General features: G+C 57.0%; 20 protein-coding genes and 1 tRNA gene. 10 read left to right on the forward strand and 11 right to left on the reverse strand.

The annotated features are described in order from the left end of the window. The first annotated feature begins 47 nt into the window (after positions 1–47). Positions 48–536, forward strand: a complete 489-nt coding sequence (gene bfr / locus EH31_RS08535; protein ID WP_034959732.1) for a bacterioferritin — start codon at positions 48–50, stop codon at positions 534–536. A gap of 67 nt (positions 537–603) precedes the next feature. Here bfr and EH31_RS08540 read toward each other — a convergent pair whose 3' ends face one another. Together EH31_RS08540 and der are read right to left on the reverse strand one after the other, a co-directional pair. Beyond that, positions 604–1,080 carry a DUF2721 domain-containing protein gene (locus tag EH31_RS08540; protein WP_034959734.1) on the reverse strand — a complete coding sequence of 159 codons (477 nt, stop codon included), beginning with the start codon at positions 1,078–1,080 and terminating at the stop codon, positions 604–606. After that, positions 1,077–2,528 carry a ribosome biogenesis GTPase Der gene (der, locus tag EH31_RS08545; protein ID WP_034959735.1) on the reverse strand — a complete coding sequence of 484 codons (1,452 nt, stop codon included), beginning with the start codon at positions 2,526–2,528 and terminating at the stop codon, positions 1,077–1,079. Before der ends, EH31_RS08540 begins: the two co-directional genes overlap by 4 nt. 222 nt (positions 2,529–2,750) lie before the next feature. On the opposite strand from der, the gene EH31_RS08550 reads away from it, so the two are divergent. Continuing rightward, complete coding sequence (locus EH31_RS08550) at positions 2,751–3,314, forward strand: CHAP domain-containing protein (RefSeq protein ID WP_241765874.1); 564 nt, start codon at positions 2,751–2,753, stop codon at positions 3,312–3,314. A gap of 11 nt (positions 3,315–3,325) precedes the next feature. Here EH31_RS08550 and EH31_RS08555 read toward each other — a convergent pair whose 3' ends face one another. Continuing rightward, on the reverse strand, positions 3,326–3,613 hold the full coding sequence (locus EH31_RS08555; protein WP_034959737.1) for a DUF3297 family protein: 288 nt from the start codon (positions 3,611–3,613) through the stop codon (positions 3,326–3,328). A gap of 136 nt (positions 3,614–3,749) precedes the next feature. Between EH31_RS08555 and EH31_RS08560 the strand changes: the two genes are divergently transcribed. Then, positions 3,750–3,834 (forward strand) — tRNA-Leu (locus EH31_RS08560). Positions 3,835–3,905: 71 nt separating this feature from the next. Next, a complete protein-coding gene (gene tig / locus EH31_RS08565) occupies positions 3,906–5,513 on the forward strand; it encodes a trigger factor (protein WP_034959738.1) in 1,608 nt (535 codons plus the stop codon). A 63-nt stretch (positions 5,514–5,576) separates the two neighbouring features. Here the strand turns inward: tig and EH31_RS08570 are convergent, their stop codons facing one another. Next, on the reverse strand, positions 5,577–7,106 hold the full coding sequence (locus EH31_RS08570) for an amidase (RefSeq protein WP_034959739.1): 1,530 nt from the start codon (positions 7,104–7,106) through the stop codon (positions 5,577–5,579). 130 nt (positions 7,107–7,236) lie between these two features. On the opposite strand from EH31_RS08570, the gene EH31_RS08575 reads away from it, so the two are divergent. From EH31_RS08575 to EH31_RS08590, 4 genes are all read left to right on the forward strand, one after another. Next, entirely contained in the window at positions 7,237–7,953 is a 717-nt protein-coding gene (locus EH31_RS08575) for an ATP-dependent Clp protease proteolytic subunit (protein WP_034959740.1), read from the forward strand. 207 nt (positions 7,954–8,160) lie between these two features. Beyond that, positions 8,161–9,426, forward strand: a complete 1,266-nt coding sequence (clpX, locus tag EH31_RS08580; protein ID WP_034959741.1) for an ATP-dependent Clp protease ATP-binding subunit ClpX — start codon at positions 8,161–8,163, stop codon at positions 9,424–9,426. Continuing rightward, a complete protein-coding gene (locus EH31_RS08585) occupies positions 9,401–9,760 on the forward strand; it encodes a hypothetical protein (protein WP_206742019.1) in 360 nt (119 codons plus the stop codon). Before clpX ends, EH31_RS08585 begins: the two co-directional genes overlap by 26 nt. A 39-nt stretch (positions 9,761–9,799) precedes the next feature. Beyond that, positions 9,800–10,492: an aspartate/glutamate racemase family protein gene (locus EH31_RS08590; RefSeq protein ID WP_034959744.1), complete on the forward strand. Its 693-nt coding sequence runs from the start codon at positions 9,800–9,802 to the stop codon at positions 10,490–10,492. A gap of 132 nt (positions 10,493–10,624) precedes the next feature. On the opposite strand, the gene EH31_RS08595 is transcribed toward EH31_RS08590, so the two are convergent. The 4 genes from EH31_RS08595 to mtgA form a co-directional block, all read right to left on the reverse strand. Beyond that, positions 10,625–11,188, reverse strand: coding sequence for a fasciclin domain-containing protein (locus EH31_RS08595; RefSeq protein WP_034959745.1), 564 nt, complete (start codon positions 11,186–11,188; stop codon positions 10,625–10,627). A 152-nt stretch (positions 11,189–11,340) separates the two neighbouring features. Continuing rightward, positions 11,341–12,120 (reverse strand): anti-sigma factor, encoded by a 780-nt coding sequence (locus EH31_RS08600; protein ID WP_034959746.1) that lies wholly within the window; start codon positions 12,118–12,120, stop codon positions 11,341–11,343. Beyond that, the gene (locus EH31_RS08605) at positions 12,117–12,707 is read right to left on the reverse strand and encodes a sigma-70 family RNA polymerase sigma factor (protein ID WP_034959747.1); all 591 of its coding nucleotides are present in this window, start codon (positions 12,705–12,707) and stop codon (positions 12,117–12,119) included. The genes EH31_RS08600 and EH31_RS08605 overlap by 4 nt, the downstream gene beginning before the upstream one ends. Positions 12,708–12,918: 211 nt before the next feature. Continuing rightward, the gene (gene mtgA / locus EH31_RS08610; protein ID WP_081853313.1) at positions 12,919–13,611 is read right to left on the reverse strand and encodes a monofunctional biosynthetic peptidoglycan transglycosylase; all 693 of its coding nucleotides are present in this window, start codon (positions 13,609–13,611) and stop codon (positions 12,919–12,921) included. Positions 13,612–13,708: 97 nt separating this feature from the next. On the opposite strand from mtgA, the gene EH31_RS08615 reads away from it, so the two are divergent. After that, complete coding sequence (locus EH31_RS08615) at positions 13,709–15,058, forward strand: amidohydrolase (RefSeq protein ID WP_034960114.1); 1,350 nt, start codon at positions 13,709–13,711, stop codon at positions 15,056–15,058. On the opposite strand, the gene EH31_RS08620 is transcribed toward EH31_RS08615, so the two are convergent. Both EH31_RS08620 and EH31_RS08625 read right to left on the reverse strand, forming a co-directional pair. Then, complete coding sequence (locus tag EH31_RS08620; protein ID WP_081853342.1) at positions 15,055–15,630, reverse strand: sortase domain-containing protein; 576 nt, start codon at positions 15,628–15,630, stop codon at positions 15,055–15,057. The genes EH31_RS08615 and EH31_RS08620 overlap by 4 nt on opposite strands. Positions 15,631–15,695: 65 nt before the next feature. Beyond that, complete coding sequence (locus EH31_RS08625; RefSeq protein WP_241765875.1) at positions 15,696–17,978, reverse strand: marine proteobacterial sortase target protein; 2,283 nt, start codon at positions 17,976–17,978, stop codon at positions 15,696–15,698. 224 nt (positions 17,979–18,202) lie between these two features. Here EH31_RS08625 and EH31_RS08630 point away from each other — a divergent pair, with 224 nt between their 5' ends. Then, a complete protein-coding gene (locus EH31_RS08630) occupies positions 18,203–18,943 on the forward strand; it encodes a helix-turn-helix domain-containing protein (protein ID WP_034960116.1) in 741 nt (246 codons plus the stop codon). Between the two features lie 172 nt (positions 18,944–19,115). Here EH31_RS08630 and rpoH read toward each other — a convergent pair whose 3' ends face one another. Beyond that, on the reverse strand, positions 19,116–20,015 hold the full coding sequence (rpoH, locus tag EH31_RS08635) for an RNA polymerase sigma factor RpoH (protein ID WP_081853314.1): 900 nt from the start codon (positions 20,013–20,015) through the stop codon (positions 19,116–19,118). Between the last annotated feature and the right edge of the window lie 43 nt (positions 20,016–20,058).

Below are 20,058 nucleotides of genomic sequence, written 5' to 3' on the forward strand. Positions count from 1 at the left end.
TGGCTCAAAGGTATTTAACCCCGCACACCAATAGAGGACTTCCACCCATGAAGGGCGATCCCAAAGTAATCGAATTTTTGAACAAGGCGCTCACCAACGAGCTGACCGCGATCAACCAATACTGGCTCCACTACCGTGTGCTCGATGATTGGGGCGTGACGAAGCTCGCCGAATATGAGCGCAAAGAATCCATCGAGGAGATGGAGCATGCCGACAAGCTGGCGGCGCGTGTTCTGTTCCTGAATGGCCTCCCCAACTTTCAGGCGATCCACAACCTTCGCGTGGGCGAGAACGTACTTGAGATCCTCAAGGCCGATATGGCCCTGGAAGAAGACGCGATCCCACTGCTGCGCGATGCGGTCGAATATTGCGAAAGCGTGCGCGACTATGTCAGCCGCGATCTGTTCGCTTACATCCTCGACAACGAGGAAGAGCACGTTGATTTTCTTGAGACACAGTTCGATATGATCGAGCGGATGGGCCTTGAAAACTACGTTCAGTTGAACAGCCGGGCTGCCGGTGACAAAAGCGAATAAGCCGTTTTGACAATGTGAATCGAAAAAGGGCGGAGCAGTGGTGCTCCGCCCTTTTTCTTATGCCCAATTAGGGGCGCTGATCGTTCTTAGGCCCGTCAGCGGCAAGAAGCGTCTCGCGCAGGAAATAGACAAGGGCTGTTATCAAAAGAACGACAGTTGTGACCCACAAAATCGCCACAAGGGTCCCGATCTTAGGGTCGATATAAGCTGACACGAACAGGATCGCGATGACCACGCTTATTACAACAGCAGCGGCGGTCGAAAACTTGATCGCCACGCGCACAAGACTGCGGCGTTTGCGGAGCCATTCGATCTCGCTTGCATGCGCCACATCGCACGACACGTTGTCGCTTTCGGCCAAGCGCTCAATCCGACCCGCGACCCAAATGATCCGCGCCATCATCACATTCATAATGCTGCCAATGCCAACCAACAGGAAGGCTGGTGCAAGGCTGAGTTCAACCGCCCGCAGCACACGCGGTGTGTCAGCCGTCCGCTCAAGGAATTCGCTGGCAACGCCCGCCGATAAAAACTCAAAAATCATGATTTCTTTGTGCCGCTTGAATAGTTCCCCCCGCCGCCGCGATTGGCGTTATAGGGGTTTTTGGCGCTCTTCAATGTGACACGCACGGGCACTGCGTCAAACCCAAGTTTGGAACGGATGCCGTTGATCAAATAGCGCTCATAACTCTTGGGTAAATCATCCAGCCGTGATCCGAAGATAACGAAGCGAGGGGGCCGGGTGCCTGCCTGTGTAATATAACGCAGCTTGATCCGGCGGCCTCCCGGCGCTGGCGGCGGGTTTGCGGCCAATGCATCGTCAAACCAGCGGTTAAGAGCGGCGGTTGGTACGCGCTTTGACCAGCTATCGCGCAAGGTGAAGGCTGCGCCCAGCATAGTGTCCAAACCTTTGCCGGTTTTGGCGCTGACAGAGAACACGGGGAGGCCCCGGACCTGCGCCAAACCATCGTACAATGCCGCCTTGATCCCGTTGAAAAGCGAGGACGCGTCTTCTGCAATGTCCCATTTGTTGATCGCGACCATTAAAGCGCGACCCTCTTCAAGAGCAAGGGCAGCGATTTTGAGGTCTTGGTGTTCCAGACCTTGAGTTGCATCCAATAGCAGGACGACGACTTCGGCAAAATCAACCGCGCGCCGTGCATCGGCAACCGAGAGCTTCTCCAGCTTCTCGGTCACATTGCGTTTCTTGCGCATCCCGGCGGTGTCGATCAGGCGGATTTCGCGGGTCGTGCCCGAACGTTTGTCCTCCCACTCCCAATCAATCGCAATCGAATCGCGGGTGATCCCTGCCTCTGGCCCGGTGAGCAGGCGGTCTTCGCCAAGCAAGCGGTTGATGAGCGTTGATTTGCCCGCATTTGGCCTGCCAACAATCGCAAGCTTTAGCGGGCCAAGCGGTGCCTCTTCGCCTTCTTCGAGAGGCGCGTTGGCTGCAGCTTCTGCTGCGTCGGCCTGCTCTCCGATGATCGGCCAGAGCCCGCCAAACAGGTCGGCAATGCCTTCGCCATGCTCCGCGGATACAGCGACCGGTTCACCAAAGCCGAGCGAGTAGGCTTCAAGAACGCCGCTTTCGCCCGATTTGCCTTCCGCCTTATTGGCGACCAGCACAATCGGCACGTCATGCTCGCGCAGGTAACGGGCAATCTCATTGTCGAGCGGGGTCAGCCCAGCGCGTGCATCGACCACGAACATGGCCGCATCTGCGCCCTCAAGGCTGGCTTCGGTTTGTTTGCGCATCCGGCCGGGCAAAGTGAGTTCGTCCTCATCCTCCCACCCGGCGGTGTCGACTACGGTGAATTGGAGGCCAGCAATTTCTGCATCGCCCAAACGCCGGTCGCGCGTGACGCCGGGTTGATCATCGACCAGCGCAAGCTTCTTGCCCACGAGCCGGTTGAACAGCGTGCTCTTGCCCACATTTGGGCGTCCGATGATGATGACAGTTGGTTTTGCCGGATTGTTTTTTGGCGAATTCATGAGTGTGTGCCTGCTTATTTAGGCGCCAAGTGGGCGCTTAGCCGCAAATACGCAAGGCTAAGGGGATGTGAGAGTTTGTAAAAGGCCAAACGGTGTAAACCCGCAATTAACCCTCCTGCAAAGGCTCATATCAAGATTACCGCGCCATTAGGGGTAATTATGAAATGCCACCTCAAATCTCTTTTTGCAGCCAGACTTGCCCTTGCAAGCGCCTCGCTCGCCATGGTTCCTGCGCCTGCAGTCGCGCAAACCTCGGACTATTTGCAATGCGTTCCTTATGCGCGCGAAATGTCTGGAATTCAGATTTATGGCGATGCCCGCACCTGGTGGGATCAGGCAAATGGCGAGTATGCGCGCGGGCAACGTCCGCAAAAAGGCGCGGTGATGGTGTTCAAACCCCATCGCAATATGCACCTTGGCCACGTTGCCTATGTCAGCGAAGTCGTCGATTCGCGAACCGTGCGCCTGACCCATGCCAACTGGTCAGAGATCAACGGACAGCGCGGTCAGGTGGAGCGCGATGTGCCAGCAATTGATGTGTCGCCCAATAACGATTGGAGCGAGGTGCGCGTTTGGTACCATTCGATCGGAGCGCCGGGCGGCACGCATTGGCCACTGCATGGCTTCATCTACGCCGACGGCCAGATTTCTTCGGGCAGCCGGCCACAGATGCAGCGTGCCACCCCCCGTGAGCGTGGCCCTATCCGCGCGAAAAGCTCAAGCGAGTTTGAAAACGCGTTTGCGAAACTCGAGTTCGAAGACGCTTTTGCCAAATTCAGCCGCTAGCAGCGGCCAAATCAGCCCTTTTTGGCGACGGGTGGGTTTTCGCCCAGATCTTCAAACCAGGCTTCAACAGGTCCGTTGAGTTTAATCGTCAGCGGTTGGCCCTTGCGGTCGACCGTCTTTCCAGCCTGCACCCGGACCCAGCCTCCGGAAATCGAATACTCTTCGATATCCGTGCGCACGCGGTCTTTGAACTTGATCCCTACACCGCGCTGAAGCACCTCGGCATCGAACGCAGCACTGCGTGGATTGACCGAAAGGTGGTCGGGCGGAACGTCATTTGAATTTGTTTTGTCGCTCATGCTTTTCGCCCTTAGTCACGTGTGAGACATGAAACAAGCATCCTTACGCTTGCCCTTTTGGCAAGAGCGATATAGAGGCCCCCTCTGACGCGCGCGGGGAACCTATCTGGTTTGCCGCGCGGCTTCGTCTGGGCATGCGGGCGTGGCGAAATTGGTAGACGCGCCAGATTTAGGTTCTGGTATCGCAAGATGTGGGGGTTCGAGTCCCTTCGCCCGCACCACCTTCGCCGTTCTGCAGACGCCCTTTCGAACCACGAAATTCTTGCTCGCAAAGGCTAAAAGTAACAATCTCATGGCTATCAAGCAGACCACAAACGAAGGCCTCAAACGCGCCTATCTGATCACCATCACTGCCGCAGAAATTGCGTCCAAGATCGAAGCTGAGATCAAAAAGATCGCGCCGCAGGTCAAAATGCCGGGTTTCCGTCCGGGCAAGGTTCCTGCGAACCTCGTCAAGAAGATGCACGGTGAACAGATCCACGGCCAGACGGTGAACGATATGATTCGCGATTCGGTCGATGGCCTGATCCGCGATGAAGACCTGCGCCCTGCAATGCAGCCATCGGTTTCGCTTGGCGAAAGCTATGAAGAAGGCAAGGACGCGGAAATCACTGTTGAGCTCGAAGTGCTCCCAGTGGTCGAAGCGCCTAGCGCCGATGGCCTGAAGCTTGAAAAGCTCACGGTCCCGGTCACCGATGAGCAACTCGAAGAAGCCATTGCGAACATCGCAGGCTCCAACAAGAGCTATAAGGATGCAGCCAAATCCAAGAAGGCAGCCGAAGGCAACCAGCTGATCATCGATTTCGTTGGTAAGCTCGACGGGGAAGAGTTCGAAGGCGGCAAAGCCGAAGACGCAGCGCTCGTTATCGGTTCAGGCGCATTCATTCCCGGCTTTGAAGAGCAGCTTGTGGGCGTAAAGACCGGTGATGAGAAGACCATCACCGTCACTTTCCCTGAAGAGTATCAGGCGGAAAACCTCGCTGGCAAAGAAGCGACTTTCGACATTACTGTTAAGGCCGTGAAGGTTGAAACCGAGACCAAGATCGACGACGAGTTTGCCAAGAACCTTGGCCTCGACAGCCTTGAGAAGCTGCAGGAGATCATGAAAGGTCAGCTTGAACAGCAGACCGCTGGCCTCACCCGCACACAGATGAAGCGTCAGTTGCTCGATCAACTGGCTGCTGGTCACGATTTCGAGGTGCCTTCGCAAATGGTCGAAGCTGAATTTGAGCAAATCTGGGCTCAACTGCAGCAGGAAGCCGCTAAGGAAGAAGACCCAGAAGCAGCGATCAAAGAGATTGAAGCTGAGAAGGACGACTATAAGACCATCGCTGAACGCCGCGTGCGTTTGGGCCTTTTGCTTTCCGAAATCGGTCAGGCAAACGGCGTCGAAGTCACCCAGCAAGAGATGCAAATGCTGGTCCAGCAAGCAGCGCAACAATATCGCGAAGAAGATCGCGAGCGCTTCATGCAGTACATTCAGCAAGAGCCAATGGCAGCAGCTCAACTGCGCGCACCGCTTTATGAAGACAAGGTTGTCGACTTCCTGTTCGACAAAGCCGAAGTCACGGAACGTGAAGTGACCTTGGAAGAACTCCAAGCGGCTATTGAAGCGGACGAAGAGGCCGAGGCTGAAAAGGCCAAGGCTGCTCCGAAGAAGAAAGCCGCAGCGAAAAAGCCTGCTGCGAAAAAGGCACCTGCGAAAAAGGCTCCGGCCAAGAAAGCAGCGGCTAAGGACGCGGACGAAAAGCCAGCAGCCAAGAAAGCGCCTGCCAAGAAGTCTCCAGCAAAGGAGCCTGCTGCTAAAACGGCTGAAAAGAAGCCAGCGGCGAAAAAAGCTCCTGCCAAAAAGGCACCAGCGAAAAAGGCTCCGGCTAAGAAGCCAGCTGCCAAGAAGTAATCATTCGGGACCAGTGCCCAGAAATTCAAAGCCCCGCTTGGATTCAGGCGGGGCTTTTTCGTTTTAGCCTTCGGGTGACCAGCGCTTAAAGCTTGGTGTCGGCAACTCAGCGGTGCGAGCCCGTTCGTAAGCCGCGCCTACTTTTAAAACGTCATGGTCCGCCCATTTCGCGCCGAAAAAGCTGATGCCAACGGGTAGGCGCTCCACCGCGCCCATTGGTACGGTGAGATGCGGATAGCCCGCAATCGCTGCCGGTGAACCAAACCCGATGGAGCCGTTGAACTGGTCGCCAAGCACAAGGTCGCTCATCCACGCAGGTCCGCGCGTCGGAGCAACAAGGAAGGCGACGTCATGCTCTTCCATGAGGGCATCGAGCGTTTCTTCGCCCGCGATCCGCACCGCTGTCTCGCGCGCTTTTTCGTAAGCTTCGCGGTCGGTGGTGCTTTCGGCTAGTTCAAACAAGCTTTGATCAAACCACCGCATTTCGGTCGTGGCATTTTCCTTGTTGAACGCAATCAAATCGGCAAGCGAGCGCGGCGCGACGTCGCTATCGGTTTCGCCTCGGCCTCCTGCAATCGCTGGAATGCCTTCCAGATATTTGCCCATTTCTTCGCGCAGCTCGTACATCAGCACAGTAAAGCTGTTGCCGTACATCTCGTCGTTCACTTCGTGCTCGATATCGACAATGACCGCGCCAGCCGCCTCAAGGTCAGCAAGTGCGGTTTCGAAAACTTCGGCAACCTGCGCATTGTCCCCGATCTGCCCTCGCATAACGCCAATGCGCACGCCTTGGAGCGAATAGTCAGAAAGCCCTGCGGTGTAATCGTTCACCCGAATTGCATCCAATGTGGCGCTATCGGCGGGGTCTTCGCCAGCGATGGCTGTAAGCAGCAAAGCGGTGTCATAGACTGTCTTTGTCATTGGCCCCGCGGTATCCTGCGTGCTTGAGATCGGCACGACATGGGTACGGCTGACAATGCCGACGCTGGGCTTAAAACCTACAACGCCGTTGATCGCGGCAGGGCAGGTGATCGAGCCATTGGTCTCTGTCCCGATCGCGCCCCATGCAAAGCCAGCGGCGACCGCTGATCCGCTGCCCGAGGATGAGCCGCAAGAATTGCGGTCAATTGCATGAGGGTTGCGGGTAAGGCCGCCAATCGCGCTCCACCCGCTGGTAGAGTTGTTACTGCGGATGTTTGCCCATTCCGACAGATTCGCTTTACCCAGAACCACGCCGCCGTTTCTACGCATATTGGCGACCAAGGGCGCATCGCGGCGGGTAAAATTGTTTTTGAGGGCAAGGCTTCCCGCAGTGGTCGCAAATTCCTCTGTTTCGATATTGTCCTTCACCAACACTGTACGCCCTCGCAAAATGCCGATGTCGGACATTTCGCGCGCCTTGAAACCGGCAGTGTGGGAATAGGTAATGACCGCATTCAGGCCGTCTTCTCCATCATTGTACCGTTTGATGCGCTCAACCTGCTCACCGGCCGCATCGACCGCTTCGTAATCCTCAGGGGTTTCCTCAGCGCTGAGCGTCACAGGTCCAAGCGCAAGCGAAAACGCAAATAGCGAAACAAGTGATTTTTTCATGGGAGAGAACCTCGCACTTTTCGCCCTTTTGCCCAAGAGCAAAGTTAACGCCCTTGAACATTGCGAACATCCGCCCGACATAGGACGCCGCCCCTTGGGGTATTGGTATTCTGAATGAGGAAATAACTCGATGATCGATCTGTTCGGCAATTCTGGCGAAACCTATGGCGCTCAAGGGCAGTTTGGGCACGACCCCGTAACCGGCGCTCTGGTTCCAACCGTGGTCGAGCAATCGAGCCGGGGTGAGCGCGCTTTTGACATCTTCTCTCGCCTTTTGCGCGAACGGATTGTGTTCGTGACGGGTCAGGTTGAGGACAATATGGCCTCTCTGATTGTGGCTCAGCTATTGTTCCTTGAGAGCGAAAACCCGTCCAAGCCGATTTCAATGTATATCAACTCGCCCGGCGGTGTTGTGACCGCTGGCATGGCGATCCATGACACGATGCAGTACATCAAACCGCGCGTTTCAACCGTGTGTATTGGTCAGGCCGCTTCCATGGGCTCGTTCCTGCTCGCAGCCGGTGAGCCGGGCATGCGCGTCGCGCTTCCAAACGCGCGGATCATGGTGCACCAGCCATCAGGCGGCGCGCGCGGTATGGCATCGGACATCGAAATCCAGGCCCGCGAAATCCTGCGCATTCGCACCCGTTTGAACGACCTTTATGTGAAATACACCGGCCAAAGCCTCGACGATATCGAAACGGCGATGGACCGTGACACTTTCCTTGAAGCAGAAGAAGCCAGGAAGTTTGGCCTCGTCGACAAGGTCTTTGAAACCCGCCCAGAGGCAGGTGATGAAGCGAGCGAAGGCTCAGATGAAAAGGGATCAGGCGGCGCGCCTGAATAAGAAGTAAGGTGAACGCGTCCCTTCGCCCCATTGCGGGACGAGGGGGCTCGTCGCTTAAGGCCATGTCCACTATTTGCCCGGTATTATCGGCATAGCGGACCAAAAATGCACGTCCATGAGTTGATTCATATGGGCAGCTAGATACACTCTGCGAATCCGCTGGCGTCTTTTCAGAGATGATTGCCCCGGATTCGAGGAACTTTAGGAATGACCAAATTGAGCGGATCTGACAGCAAAAGCACCCTCTACTGCAGCTTCTGCGGTAAGTCGCAGCATGAGGTGCGCAAGCTTATCGCTGGGCCCACTGTGTTCATTTGCGATGAATGTGTTGAACTTTGCAACGACATCATTCGCGAAGAAACCAAGGCTGGAATTGCCGGTAAGAAAGAGGGCGAGGTTCCAACCCCGTCTGAAATCTTTGCAACGCTCAACGATTATGTGATCGGTCAAACCAGTGCCAAGCGCAATCTCTCGGTCGCTGTGCACAATCACTACAAGCGTTTGAAGCACTCCGGGAAAGCTGGCGAGGTTGAGCTTGCCAAGTCCAACATCCTGCTCGTAGGCCCAACCGGCACGGGTAAGACCTTGCTTGCGCAAACTCTGGCGCGCACTTTCGATGTGCCGTTCACAATGGCGGATGCAACGACCCTGACCGAAGCGGGTTATGTGGGCGAAGATGTCGAGAACATCATCCTCAAACTGCTTCAGGCATCCGATTACAATGTGGAGAAAGCTCAGCACGGCATCGTTTACATCGATGAGATCGACAAGATCACCCGTAAGGCCGAAAACCCTTCTATCACCCGCGACGTGTCGGGTGAGGGCGTACAGCAGGCTCTGCTCAAGCTGATGGAAGGCACCACAGCCTCTGTGCCTCCACAAGGTGGCCGTAAGCACCCACAACAGGAATTCCTGCAGGTGGACACGACCAACATCCTGTTCATCTGCGGCGGCGCGTTTGCGGGTCTTGATAAGATCATCGCTGACCGTTTGGAAAAACGCTCCATCGGGTTTGGCGCGCATGTTGCCGACCCTGAAAAGCGCCGGATTGGTGAGCTCCTTGAAAAGAGTGAGCCTGAAGATCTGCTCAAGTTTGGTCTGATCCCGGAATTCGTGGGCCGTTTGCCAGTGATTGCGACCTTGCACGACCTTGATGTCGATGCGCTGGTGACGATCCTTGGGGAACCAAAGAACGCTTTGGCGAAGCAGTATAAGAAGCTCTTCGAACTCGAAGACGTGGAACTGACCTTTACCGACGAAGCTCTGAGAGCCATCGCCGAACGCGCGATCAAGCGTAAGACGGGTGCTCGCGGTCTTCGCTCAATCGTGGAAGGCATCTTGCTCGATACGATGTTCGACCTTCCCGATATGGAAGGCGTGACCGAAATCGTGATCGATGAAGACGTTGTTGGCGGCAAGAAAGACCCCGTCCGCGTCCACGGCAGCGATGAGGCGAAGGAAGAGGCGGCCTGATACGGCGAGCCGCGCAGCTTTGGCTGAGCAGCAATTCTTTGCAGCGGCGGTTTTTGCCATCCTCGGCTGGTTGGCGACTTGCGCGCTTGCTATAATTCGGTCCAAAACCCTCGTCTCAGACAGCTCGAAAACACTGTGCTGGTTTGTCCCAGCTATCGGCCTGCCCTTCATTATCTATCTAGTTTATGAAGGCCTCTACGGTCCGGCTGGCGGCTTCCGGTATTTTGCGATGAGTGTAGTTGGCATCGCCTTTTATGCCCTTTGCATTCTTCTGCCATTCCTCCAGCTTCTGGTCGGGCTTATTGCAAAGGCGATTGACCAAAGCGGCGAGTGAGTCTCCCACTCGTGGGACGCTCGTGAGGGAAGCGAAGCGATGAAAACCATCGGCATTATCGGCGGAATGAGCTGGGAAAGCTCGGCGCAATATTACGCATTGATCAATCGCGGGGTGAGGGATCAGTTGGGGCCGGCTCATTCGGCACAGATCCTCATGCATAGTCTCGACTTTGGGCCCATCGCTGATGCGCAAAGCGCAGGGGACTGGGATCAGCTTGCAGAGGTGCTGGCAGAGAGCGCACGTTCGCTTGAGGTGGGCGGGGCGGACTGCGTGCTCCTTGCCACCAACACGATGCACAAGCTTGCAGACGTGGTGGAAGAGGCAACAGACCTCCCGTTCCTTCATATCGCCGATTGTGCAGCGGACGCGGTGTGCGACGCTGGGATCACTCGGGTCGCCCTGCTTGGCACGGCTTTCACCATGGAAGGACCATTCTACCGCGAGCGATTGGACGAGCACCACGGCCTTGATGTCATTGTGCCAGAGGCCGAGGACCGTGCCGAAGTGCACCGGATCATCTATGAGGAACTCATCGCGGGGCAAATAATCGAAGAATCGCGCGAAGCTTACCGAGACATCATTGCGAAGCTTGTGGGTGAGGGTGCAAAGGGGATCATCCTGGGCTGCACCGAAATCGGCCTGCTCATCGACCAGTCCGACAGCACGGTGCCCCTGTTCGACACCACACAATTGCACGCGCAGGCAGCTGTCGACTTTGCTTTGAGCTAGCGCGCTTTTGCACAACTCTCAAAAAGAAAACCCCGCCTGGCTCGGGGGGAGAGCCAGGCGGGGCAGATGCCAGCGCCTCTTCGATTTTGGGAGGGGGAACGGTGAAGAGCCGCTTGCAGGTGTTGATGGCTTTTACGCGGGCAGGAACACGCCGTCCGTCACGTGGATGACGCCGTTCGAGGTTTGCACGTCCGCAGTCGTTACGGCTGTCGCACGGCCTTTGGCATCGGTGATGATGATATTGTCGCCTGAAAGGCGTGCAGTAAGGTTTTGGCCTGCGAGTGTTTCAATGGTCGCTTCGCCGCCATGTTTGTTGATGAGCTTAATCAGATCAGCCGAGGTGACCGAGCCTGATACGGCGTGATAGACGAGGACGTTGGTAAGCGTGCCCTTGTTTTCCGGGCGAAGCAGTGTGCTCACCGTGCCTTCGGGAAGCTTGGCGAATGCGGTGTCGGTTGGGGCGAACACGGTGAAGGGGCCTGGGTTAGACAATGTACTTGCCAGATCAGCCGCCGTAACCGCTGCGACAAGTGTGTTGTGAACGCCGGTGCTTTGGGCGGTCTCGACGATGTTGGGGGCTGCGGCCTCCTTGTGCTCGTGCGCGGCCAGCGGTGTTGCGCCAACTGCAATAATACCAGTCGTGGCAGCGACAGCGGCGAGGATTACAGTACGGAAGGTCTTGAAATTCTTGGACATAGGGGGTCTCCAGTTGATGCAAGTTCTCCCGGACTTGCATTGAAAATTACGCAAGGCTTTTGCTAGCGGATGCGCTGGGGACCAAACTTTTTTCACAAATTTCACCAAAGACACTATTTTTGGAAGGTTTTTCGTCGTCCAGCCGCGATGGGTTAAACCTGCGAGAACGTACCTTGAGCCACTACAGGGCCCGCATCTTGGCCCTCAGGCTTACCGCCAATCGGTTCGCGAGTAAGCACAAGGGTTACCCCGTCGCCCATATTGGCAGTGATTTCTCGCGAAAGCTCTTGGCTCAAAACCTCGCCGGGTACCACAACGCCCAAGGATTGCAGCGCACTCCCATCTTCCGGGACAAGCCACAATTCATGGTCGTGCACACCGTCGGCAGTAAGGCCAATCGCACCGACCAAAAGCTTTTCGCTTTCAGGAATATAGGTCACGTCCAAACGCAGACCCGTGTTACCAATCGGGACTTGCGCTACCAGCGGATCGGCGGCTGCAAAGACGGGGCTATCAGGCGCAGGCGCAATCGAACCGGGCTCAGTCCCGGGGCTAAACACCATAACCGCAAGCACTATGGCAGCGGCCGCTGATGTGATCGCGGCAGTCCACTGCCAACGCTTAAGTCGCGCCGTTAGGTCAATGACATTGCTGTTGTCCACGTTAGCGGCAGAGCTGACGTTTGACGCATTGATCTGAGCGCTGATGCGCGCCCACACGGCATCGCTTGGCTGAGCGCCAGCGACTTCGTCACTCCACGGAACGAACCAATTGTCCCACCATTCCTTGCGCGCAGCATAGTCTGGATCGCTTGCAAGTTTCCCGCGTGAAGCAAGCAATTCCTCGCCTTCAAGAAGGCCAAGAGCGTGTTCGGCAGCCTTCATCGCATCGTCACGCTCGCCATCGTCGAAGGGTGTTTTTTCACTGCTCATGAGGCCTCGCTCGCCTCCAAACACACGCGCAGTTTTTGCAAACCACGTCGGATCCAGCTTTTCATCGTACCAAGTGGAACATCAGCGCGCGCTGCCAGCTCGGCATAGGTGAAGCCGTCGAAAAAGGCGCTGCGGATATGTTCGCGGGTGCGTTCATCAAGCCCCTGAATACAAATGTGTATCTGTGCGGAACGTTCTGCATCCACCATAAGCGCATCAGCCAGAGGGGTGTTGTCGGGAAGAGGCAAGGCTTCTTCGACAGGAACAGCGCCGCCGCGCACTTTCCCGGTACGCAGACGGTCGATCGCCCGATTGCGCGCAAAGGTCGCAAGCCACGAAATGGGGCTCGCTCGTTCCGGATCGTACCGGTCGGCTTTTTGCCAAAGGTTGATGTAAACGTCTTGCAATGCGTCTTCTGCTTCTTTTGTATCACCCAAGATACGCAGACAAATTCCAAAAAGCTTCACCCTCGTTGATTGGTATATTTCCTCTAGCGCTGCGCTATCGCCATCAGCCAAGCGTATCATCGCCTGTTTCAAACGTTCGCGCGCGGCATTTGCCGCAAGATCAGAGCGACTATCGGCCATCAGAGCGAGCGCCTCGCACCCGCTTGAAAGGCGGCACAGCGAAGATTGGCTTCTGACAAAATCGGCTTATATCGCACGGTGTAACTGTTCCTCACTGCGCGCCCCTTTGAGCGCTAGGATGCTCGAGCAAGGAAATGCTTGAGCACCGGGACAAGGCTAGGTCAATCCTTGCATCAATTGCAATGGGGACGCGCAGCAAAACAAAAGGTTCCTAGTCAAAGACACAGGCGGCAAGACCGCCTTGTTTTACGTCCGCAATGCTACGTTCGATCCGGTTGCCATGGCGCAGGAGCCAGCCGCCGGGGTTCACGACAGCGCGCTTTTTAGGCTGCGGGAGGGCAACGGCGATCCGGCTCGCCTCATCGGGTGAAAGCCGCGCGGCTGAATGACCAAAATACCGCTGTGCACCAGCCTCTGCACCGTAAGTGCCAATGCCGGTTTCTGCGACATTAAGGTACACTTCCATGATGCGTTCCTTGCCCCAAACCGCCTCGATCCAGAAGGTAAACCACGCCTCTAGGCCTTTGCGAAAATAACCTCCGCCTTGCCACAGGAACACGTTCTTTGCCGTTTGCTGGCTGATGGTTGAACCGCCTTTGATCCGCCCGCCTTTGGCATTGTCTAGTGCAGCTTTTTCGATGGCCTGAGCGTCAAACCCCCAGTGTTCACAGAACTTTGCATCTTCTGCCGCGATCACGGCATAGGCAAGGTTGGGGTCGATATTCTCAAGCGCCTCCCAATCCTTTGTGACGGAGTTTTCATCCATGATCATGGTGGCGGTGATGGGCACCGGGACCCATTTGAATGCAATCACCAACAGGAGGCTCACCCCCACGAACCAGAGGATGATCTGTGCCAAAATACGTAAGGTGAAAATACCAATGCGCTTCATCGTTCGGTGCATTTAGTGCGCGCGCGGTCAAGGTGCAATTGCGCTTGGAGCTTGCGCACAGATGATGGGCATGCTTTTTGGCAAAAAAATGATCGCAGGAGACGCTTCCATGAATATTTTCCGCACTGCCGCTGCAACGATTGCCCTGACGCTCGCGACATCGCCAGCGATTATTCTGGCAGACAATCACGCGGTTGATCATGATGCGATCAAAGCGGCGGTTGAGGCCGACTACGATAGCTATCTTGCGCCGCTATTCGTGCATTTCCACGAAAATCCCGAGCTGTCCTTCCTTGAGAATGAAACCGCTGCGCGCATGGCTGAAGAACTTCGCCAGGCTGGCGTCACGGTGACGCAAGGCGTGGGCGGCACTGGCGTTGTCGGGATGCTCGAGAATGGCGAAGGGCCACTGATCCTTGTCCGTGCGGATATGGACGGGCTTCCCGTGGTTGAAAAATCGGGCCTCGAATACGCTTCTACGGCCACGCAGGTGGGTCAAGACGGCAAGGAATATCCCGTCATGCACGCGTGCGGACACGATGTGCACATCACCTCGCTTGTGGGAACAGCGCGTAAGCTGGTTGAGATGAAGGACAAGTGGTCGGGCACGATCATGTTCATCGTCCAGCCCGCCGAAGAGCGCGTTGGCGGAGCAAAAGCGATGCTCGCCGATGGCCTTTACGAACGCTTTGGCAAGCCCGACTATGCGCTTGCCTTCCACGTTGCCTCGGTCCTGCCCACGGGCAAGGTGTCCGCGGCAGAAGGCATCCAATATTCCAGCGCGGACAGCGTTGACATCAAAGTGCCCGGCATCGGCGCACACGGTGCAAGCCCTCACGCAGGACGTGATCCCGTTTATATCGCGTCACAGATTGTAACCGGACTTCAATCCATTATCAGCCGCGAGGTTCAACCCTTGCAGCCTGCGGTCATCACTGTGGGTTCATTCCATTCCGGCTCCAAGCACAATATCATTTCAGATCTGGCTGAACTCCAACTCACCGTCCGGGCCAATGATGAAAAAGTGCGAGCGCAATTGCTGGATGCGATCAAGCGGATCGCCGTCAACACAGGCAAAGCGCATGGGCTTCCCGATGATATGCCGGTCGAAGTGGTTGTCAGCGAGGGCACTCCTGTGACCTACAACAACGTGGCGTTGGCCAAGCGTTTGAACGGTGTGATGAAGCGCGACCTTGGTGAAGAGAGCTTCCTCGAATTTCGTCAACAGGGCATGGGCGCCGAAGATTTCTCATACTTCGTGGCGGAAGATATGGGCGTCCCCGGATATTATTTTGCAGTGGGTGGAACCCCGCAGGAAGCGTTTGACGCGGCAGAAAATGGCGGGCCTGCTGTGCCAAGCCACCATTCGCCATTGTTCAAAGTTGCTCCGCGGCCCAGCGTGACACTGGGCACGCGCGCGATGATTGCAGCGGTGCTTGATCTGGCACCTGCGGACTAGGGATTAGCTGCCAATTGTGCCCAGGCCACCCGGCGTAAGGGTCCGGGTGTGCTTGAGCCGAAGGGGTAGCATGTGGTGAGCGCCAAGAGGCCACCATCACCGATGCTGCGTCCATCATGCGGATGGGTAAATTCGTCCCAGCGCACCGTCTCCAGATGGGTGATGCGATAGGCGGTACGCGTGCCGTCCAGCCGCTCCATCTTCACCAGATCGCCGGGCACCAAATCCTGGACGAACTCAAAATGCGTATCCCTGTGCGCTGCCAGGATCGTGAGCGCGCGCGCCGGATCATCGACCAGAGCGGTCGGCCCAAATGCCATCGCCTCGCCTGACCCGCCTGAAAGTACCACTTCGCTTTTGCCAAGTCGTGGAACCGTGATGCGGGCAATGGGCGCGGTGTCGGCCCAGCTCCACGGCTTGACCGGACGGCCGCTTTCGACACTGACGTTAAAAGCGCGGGTTAGCATGACCTGTGCCACTTGGGCCTTGACCGGGATGTAAAGCGCCTTTGCGGTCACCGCAGCGCCGCTCAAAAGGAGCCCTACGATGACCAACAAGGGAAGAGCGCGCATGAATGCTCCTTTCCGATGCGCGCGCTCTTCACGGGTGACCGGATATCGGGCGAAAACGGTCTGCATCAGTGGGCCGCCAGCTGGAGGCCGTGGCCGCCCGTCCGATTGCTACCTGTCCGATAGGCAAACCTTTCCCGCCGCCACCACACCGCGCCAGCCATCCCTGAGAGTAGCAAGGTCAGGCCAATCGCGAGGGTGAGTTGATATCCGGTGAAGGTGTTGGGCAGTTGCAACTGTTGGCGTTCTTCAGAGTCGCGTGTGGGCACATCGCGGGCGGCTCCTGAAAGTTGCGCACCGAACAGTTGGTCAAAGTCCCAACCCGCAGGCAAGAGCAGCGGCAGCTCTTCGCGAACCAAGCGCGCACCGTCCGGACGGCTGGGCGTTTCATCAACCGCGATCAGGCTGGTGCGGCTGGTGACAAGGTGAAAGTCCATCCCCAGCTCCTCGATCGAGGCATCGGCGCGTTCGTATGATGTTTCGCCCGAATATCGTTCCGCCTCAACCTCGGCGATCCGGCGACGCGCCCAAAGCTTGGCAACAGCATCACTTTGGCTTGCCTCGGAAAGGTCGACTTGCTGGCTCCAGGGCTTGCCCGCAATCGTGCCGCTGACGGTGAGAGTGCCTGCAAGGTTCTTTGTCCGGCCAAGCAGGACGAGCGGCTCGCCAGCATAAAGGTCAGGCAGATCGCGCGGGGCAAGATCAAGATTGCCGCCTGACACACTTGCGGTCAGATTGGTCGCAATCGGCTTGCTCAAGCGGTCGAGGAGGCGCTGCATTTGCGGCTCTGCCTCATCGCCATACCCCACGTTGGTGAAGGTCCCGCGCCCTGCCTCTGCCATACGCCGCATCAGGTAGTTGTTGGGAGCCGACCCAATGCCAACCATGAACACACGGCTGCGACCGCGGCTTTGGGTGATCTCGCGCATCATATCGGCCTCGTTTGAGAGAGAGCCATCGGTGAGGAAGATGATCTGGCGAAGGTGCGTCTCGCTTGCGCGCGCGCTCAAAGCGGCTTGCAAAGCGGGGAGCATCTCGGTGCCGCCATCGGCTTCTAACCCGTGGGTGAAGCTCTTGCCGATTGCGATGTTTTCATCCGTGGCCGGAACCGCGCCAACGAACAACTCGTCCATGGTGTGGTCGAACCGAATGATGTTGAACCTGTCCTGCGGGCGCAGTGTTTCAAGCGCGTAGAGCAGGCTGCGGCGGGCAGCTGGCATGGAGTCCCCTGCCATGGAACCCGAATTGTCGATCACAAAGATCATTTCGCGCGGGGGCACCACGGGATCCGAAGGCTCGGTGCTTGGCGGGGTAATGGTGGCCATCACATATTCGAGCGTCCCGTGGGCCTGTTTGAACAATCCCAATTGAGGTGCCGCATCGCCTGCGCTCCAACGCAGTTCAAAATCGCGGTTGGCAGGCACCGCCCCGTCTTTAAGCGTGATCGTGCGCTTCTCCCCTTTGCCGGCAACATTGACCGCGTGATAGGGGCTGGAGATATCTTGGGCCGTAAAACCTGGGTCAAGGTTCACCGTGATCGAGACAGGGTTAAGGCCGCTGCCAGCCTTCGCCACCATGTCGGGTTCAGCGGTGGGCGCAAGGATATCGCTGGAACCTGCAAGGAGCGCTGCTCTGGTGAGCGAGCCGCCTGCATTGGCGGTGCCAGCCACATAGCGCGGGCCCACGACCAGCGGCATTCTCAATGAATAATCGCCCTGGATCTGCTGGATCGGCGCCTGAAATTCTATCTGGACGAGAACAGTCTCGCCCGGTCCGACATTGGCAATCGAATTGCGGAACATATTGGGGCGGTGCTGCTCGACAAGGCCTGCTTTCTGGCCGTTGGCCTTTGCTTCCTCGTAAATCTGCTTTGCCTCTTCCTTTGGCTTGATCTTGCCAGAGAAGATCCGGTCACCGACCACCATTTGCAGGGTATCGACCGCGCCATTTTCTGGGAGGGGATAGAGATATGTCGCCTCCATCCATTCATCCGACGTATTGCGGAACGCCTGCGTCACCGTAACCCGCGCAGTCTGACCCGACACATCAGCGACAATATCGGTGCCGAGGCGCACGGCTGGCACGCTGGCCGCGACGCCTTTGCCGTCCGATGAGCGCAGCATCAGCCCGCCATCTGACGAAGTCTGAGTGAAGTTTGCGCGTTCAGCTTGCGGAGTTGTCGGGGCCGGCATCGTGCTTGCATTGTATTGGGCAGCAGAGGAGTTGGCAGCCGGACCTGCCACCGCGCGTGAGCTCAACGATATTACAGTCAGCGAAAAAAGGGCGAGCACCCCTAAAACGCCCATAAGGATCAGTACCTCTCGGTTCGAGTGTGCTGCAATTCGTCGCATGTAAGCCTCCATTCATCGGTGAACTGTACCTCAGTAGCGACGAATTGAGCCGTGCCACCACAGCCAATTCCAGCCAATTTCTGCCGGTTTGGCGCACAGCCATCTGGCAAACGGCAAAAATGTGAGGGTTTGTGCGGATATGTCCGGCAAAAACGCGACGAGAGCGAGACAAGGTCAAGACATGGGAGGATGTGATGGGGTATGAGTTTGGAATTGGAGGGGTGATGAGCGATTTTGACGATGCGAGTGTGGCGGCGCGCCTGCGTGAAGAGATCGCGCGGCAAAGGCTGTCGCGCGCCGGTTTGGCGCAGTCCGCGCGGCTCTCTGTGTCGACGCTGGAAAAGGCATTGTCTGGTCGCAGACGCTTTACTCTTGCGACGATTGTGCGGCTTGAAGAAGCTCTGGGCGCGTCTCTGCGGGGGAGTTTGGCCGCAGAACCTGCCGTTTCGCCGCCTGCGTCCATGCACGCGCCGGAGCACATGGGTTCTTACTCGCGTCCCGCTGTCCGCTGGATCGAAGGCGAATACCTTACCTTGCGCGCAAGCTTTGGCGAGGACGGCGCGGTCTATGCGTACCGCACGGTCATTGTCTGGGATGATGCGAAGGGTCACCTTGTCTTCTCGGAAAGCGACCGTCTGGATGCAGAGTTCGAGCAGGGCGGCTTTGTCTCCATGCCGCATTTGTCGGGTCACACCTATCTGATGACGAGCGAGGAGGGCCAGTACCGCATGATTATGCTGGGAAGAGCCACCCGCGAGGCGCGAATGTTTGGCCTGCTCTCGACCCTGCAAGTGGGGCAGGGCTCACAATTGGTGCCGGTGTCATGTCCCGTCGCTTTTGTGCCATTGGAACAGATCGCAGAGCCGGTTTTCGGCTTTGTGGGAGAGGATGCGGTGAGGTTCGCAGAATACCGCACAGTGCTCAACACCGCTATGGGCGATGACTTTTGCCGATTGAGGCAGTGAAGACAAGCAGAGCAGCCGTCATCCTGAACTTGTTTCAGGATAACTGCCGCAAGCGCTTACCTAGGTCGATAGGTTTATCCCGGATCAAGTCGGGGATGACGTGTGGGGTTAGGCAGAACGAAAAAAGGGCGACCACTCGGGCCGCCCTCTTCAATCTCGTGTTCGTTAAGCCTTACGCCACCCCAGGCAGCAGCCGCTCGCCAGCAATCCGCTGCATCGCTTTCTGCAGCTTCTCAAAAGCGCGCACTTCGATCTGGCGGATACGCTCACGGCTTACGTCGTAAACCTGTGAGAGCTCTTCCAATGTCTGTGGGCTTTCCGTCAGGCGGCGCTCGGTCAGGATGTGCTGCTCACGCTCGTTCAGGCTATCCATCGCCTCGACCAGCATTTCGTGGCGCACGTTGGCTTCTTCAGCATCGGCAACCGTCTCGTCCTGAAGCGGACGATCATCGGTCAGCCAATCCTGCCATTCACCGGCACCCTCTTCACCATTGCGCATCGGAGTGTTGAGCGAGCCATCGCCGCCCATCATCATCCGGCGGTTCATATTGACGACTTCCTGTTCTGGCACGCCCAGATCGGTCGCGATTTTCGCAACGTCATCAGGGTGCAGATCGGAATCGTCGTAGGCTTCGAGTTGCTTTTTCATCCGACGAAGGTTGAAGAACAGCTTTTTCTGAGCCGCGGTGGTGCCCATTTTGACAAGGCTCCACGAACGCAGGATGTATTCCTGAATGCTCGCCTTGATCCACCACATCGCGTAAGTCGCGAGGCGGAAGCCGCGGTCGGGTTCGAATTTCTTGACGCCCTGCATCAGGCCCACGTTCCCTTCGGAAATCAGGTCCGAGACGGGCAGGCCATAACCGCGATAGCCCATAGCGATTTTCGCCACGAGACGAAGGTGCGAGGAAACCAGCTGCGAGGCGGCCTCAGGATCTTCGTGTTCGGCGTAACGCTTGGCGAGCATATATTCCTGCTCGGCGGTCAATACGGGGTATTTCTTGATTTCCGACAGATAGCGGTTGAGGCTTTGCTCGCCGCTGAGTGCCGGAACTTTTGCTTTAGTGCTCACGTAATTTCCAACCTTTCTTGCGTCGACCTCGACTTTTCGGACC

It is taken from the genome of Erythrobacter longus, assembly GCF_000715015.1.
GTDB classification, from domain to species: domain Bacteria; phylum Pseudomonadota; class Alphaproteobacteria; order Sphingomonadales; family Sphingomonadaceae; genus Erythrobacter; species Erythrobacter longus.

Bases quoted from the DNA above. Each gene is read 5' to 3' on its own strand.
- bfr (WP_034959732.1), top strand. From the start codon at position 48: ATGAAGGGCGATCCCAAAGTAATCGAATTTTTGAACAAGGCGCTCACC.
- EH31_RS08540 (WP_034959734.1), bottom strand. From the start codon at position 1,080: ATGATTTTTGAGTTTTTATCGGCGGGCGTTGCCAGCGAATTCCTTGAG.
- der (WP_034959735.1), bottom strand. From the start codon at position 2,528: ATGAATTCGCCAAAAAACAATCCGGCAAAACCAACTGTCATCATCATC.
- EH31_RS08550 (WP_241765874.1), top strand. From the start codon at position 2,751: ATGGTTCCTGCGCCTGCAGTCGCGCAAACCTCGGACTATTTGCAATGC.
- EH31_RS08555 (WP_034959737.1), bottom strand. From the start codon at position 3,613: ATGAGCGACAAAACAAATTCAAATGACGTTCCGCCCGACCACCTTTCG.
- tig (WP_034959738.1), top strand. From the start codon at position 3,906: ATGGCTATCAAGCAGACCACAAACGAAGGCCTCAAACGCGCCTATCTG.
- EH31_RS08570 (WP_034959739.1), bottom strand. From the start codon at position 7,106: ATGAAAAAATCACTTGTTTCGCTATTTGCGTTTTCGCTTGCGCTTGGA.
- EH31_RS08575 (WP_034959740.1), top strand. From the start codon at position 7,237: ATGATCGATCTGTTCGGCAATTCTGGCGAAACCTATGGCGCTCAAGGG.
- clpX (WP_034959741.1), top strand. From the start codon at position 8,161: ATGACCAAATTGAGCGGATCTGACAGCAAAAGCACCCTCTACTGCAGC.
- EH31_RS08585 (WP_206742019.1), top strand. From the start codon at position 9,401: ATGAGGCGAAGGAAGAGGCGGCCTGATACGGCGAGCCGCGCAGCTTTG.
- EH31_RS08590 (WP_034959744.1), top strand. From the start codon at position 9,800: ATGAAAACCATCGGCATTATCGGCGGAATGAGCTGGGAAAGCTCGGCG.
- EH31_RS08595 (WP_034959745.1), bottom strand. From the start codon at position 11,188: ATGTCCAAGAATTTCAAGACCTTCCGTACTGTAATCCTCGCCGCTGTC.
- EH31_RS08600 (WP_034959746.1), bottom strand. From the start codon at position 12,120: ATGAGCAGTGAAAAAACACCCTTCGACGATGGCGAGCGTGACGATGCG.
- EH31_RS08605 (WP_034959747.1), bottom strand. From the start codon at position 12,707: ATGGCCGATAGTCGCTCTGATCTTGCGGCAAATGCCGCGCGCGAACGT.
- mtgA (WP_081853313.1), bottom strand. From the start codon at position 13,611: ATGCACCGAACGATGAAGCGCATTGGTATTTTCACCTTACGTATTTTG.
- EH31_RS08615 (WP_034960114.1), top strand. From the start codon at position 13,709: ATGAATATTTTCCGCACTGCCGCTGCAACGATTGCCCTGACGCTCGCG.
- EH31_RS08620 (WP_081853342.1), bottom strand. From the start codon at position 15,630: ATGCGCGCTCTTCCCTTGTTGGTCATCGTAGGGCTCCTTTTGAGCGGC.
- EH31_RS08625 (WP_241765875.1), bottom strand. From the start codon at position 17,978: ATGCGACGAATTGCAGCACACTCGAACCGAGAGGTACTGATCCTTATG.
- EH31_RS08630 (WP_034960116.1), top strand. From the start codon at position 18,203: ATGAGCGATTTTGACGATGCGAGTGTGGCGGCGCGCCTGCGTGAAGAG.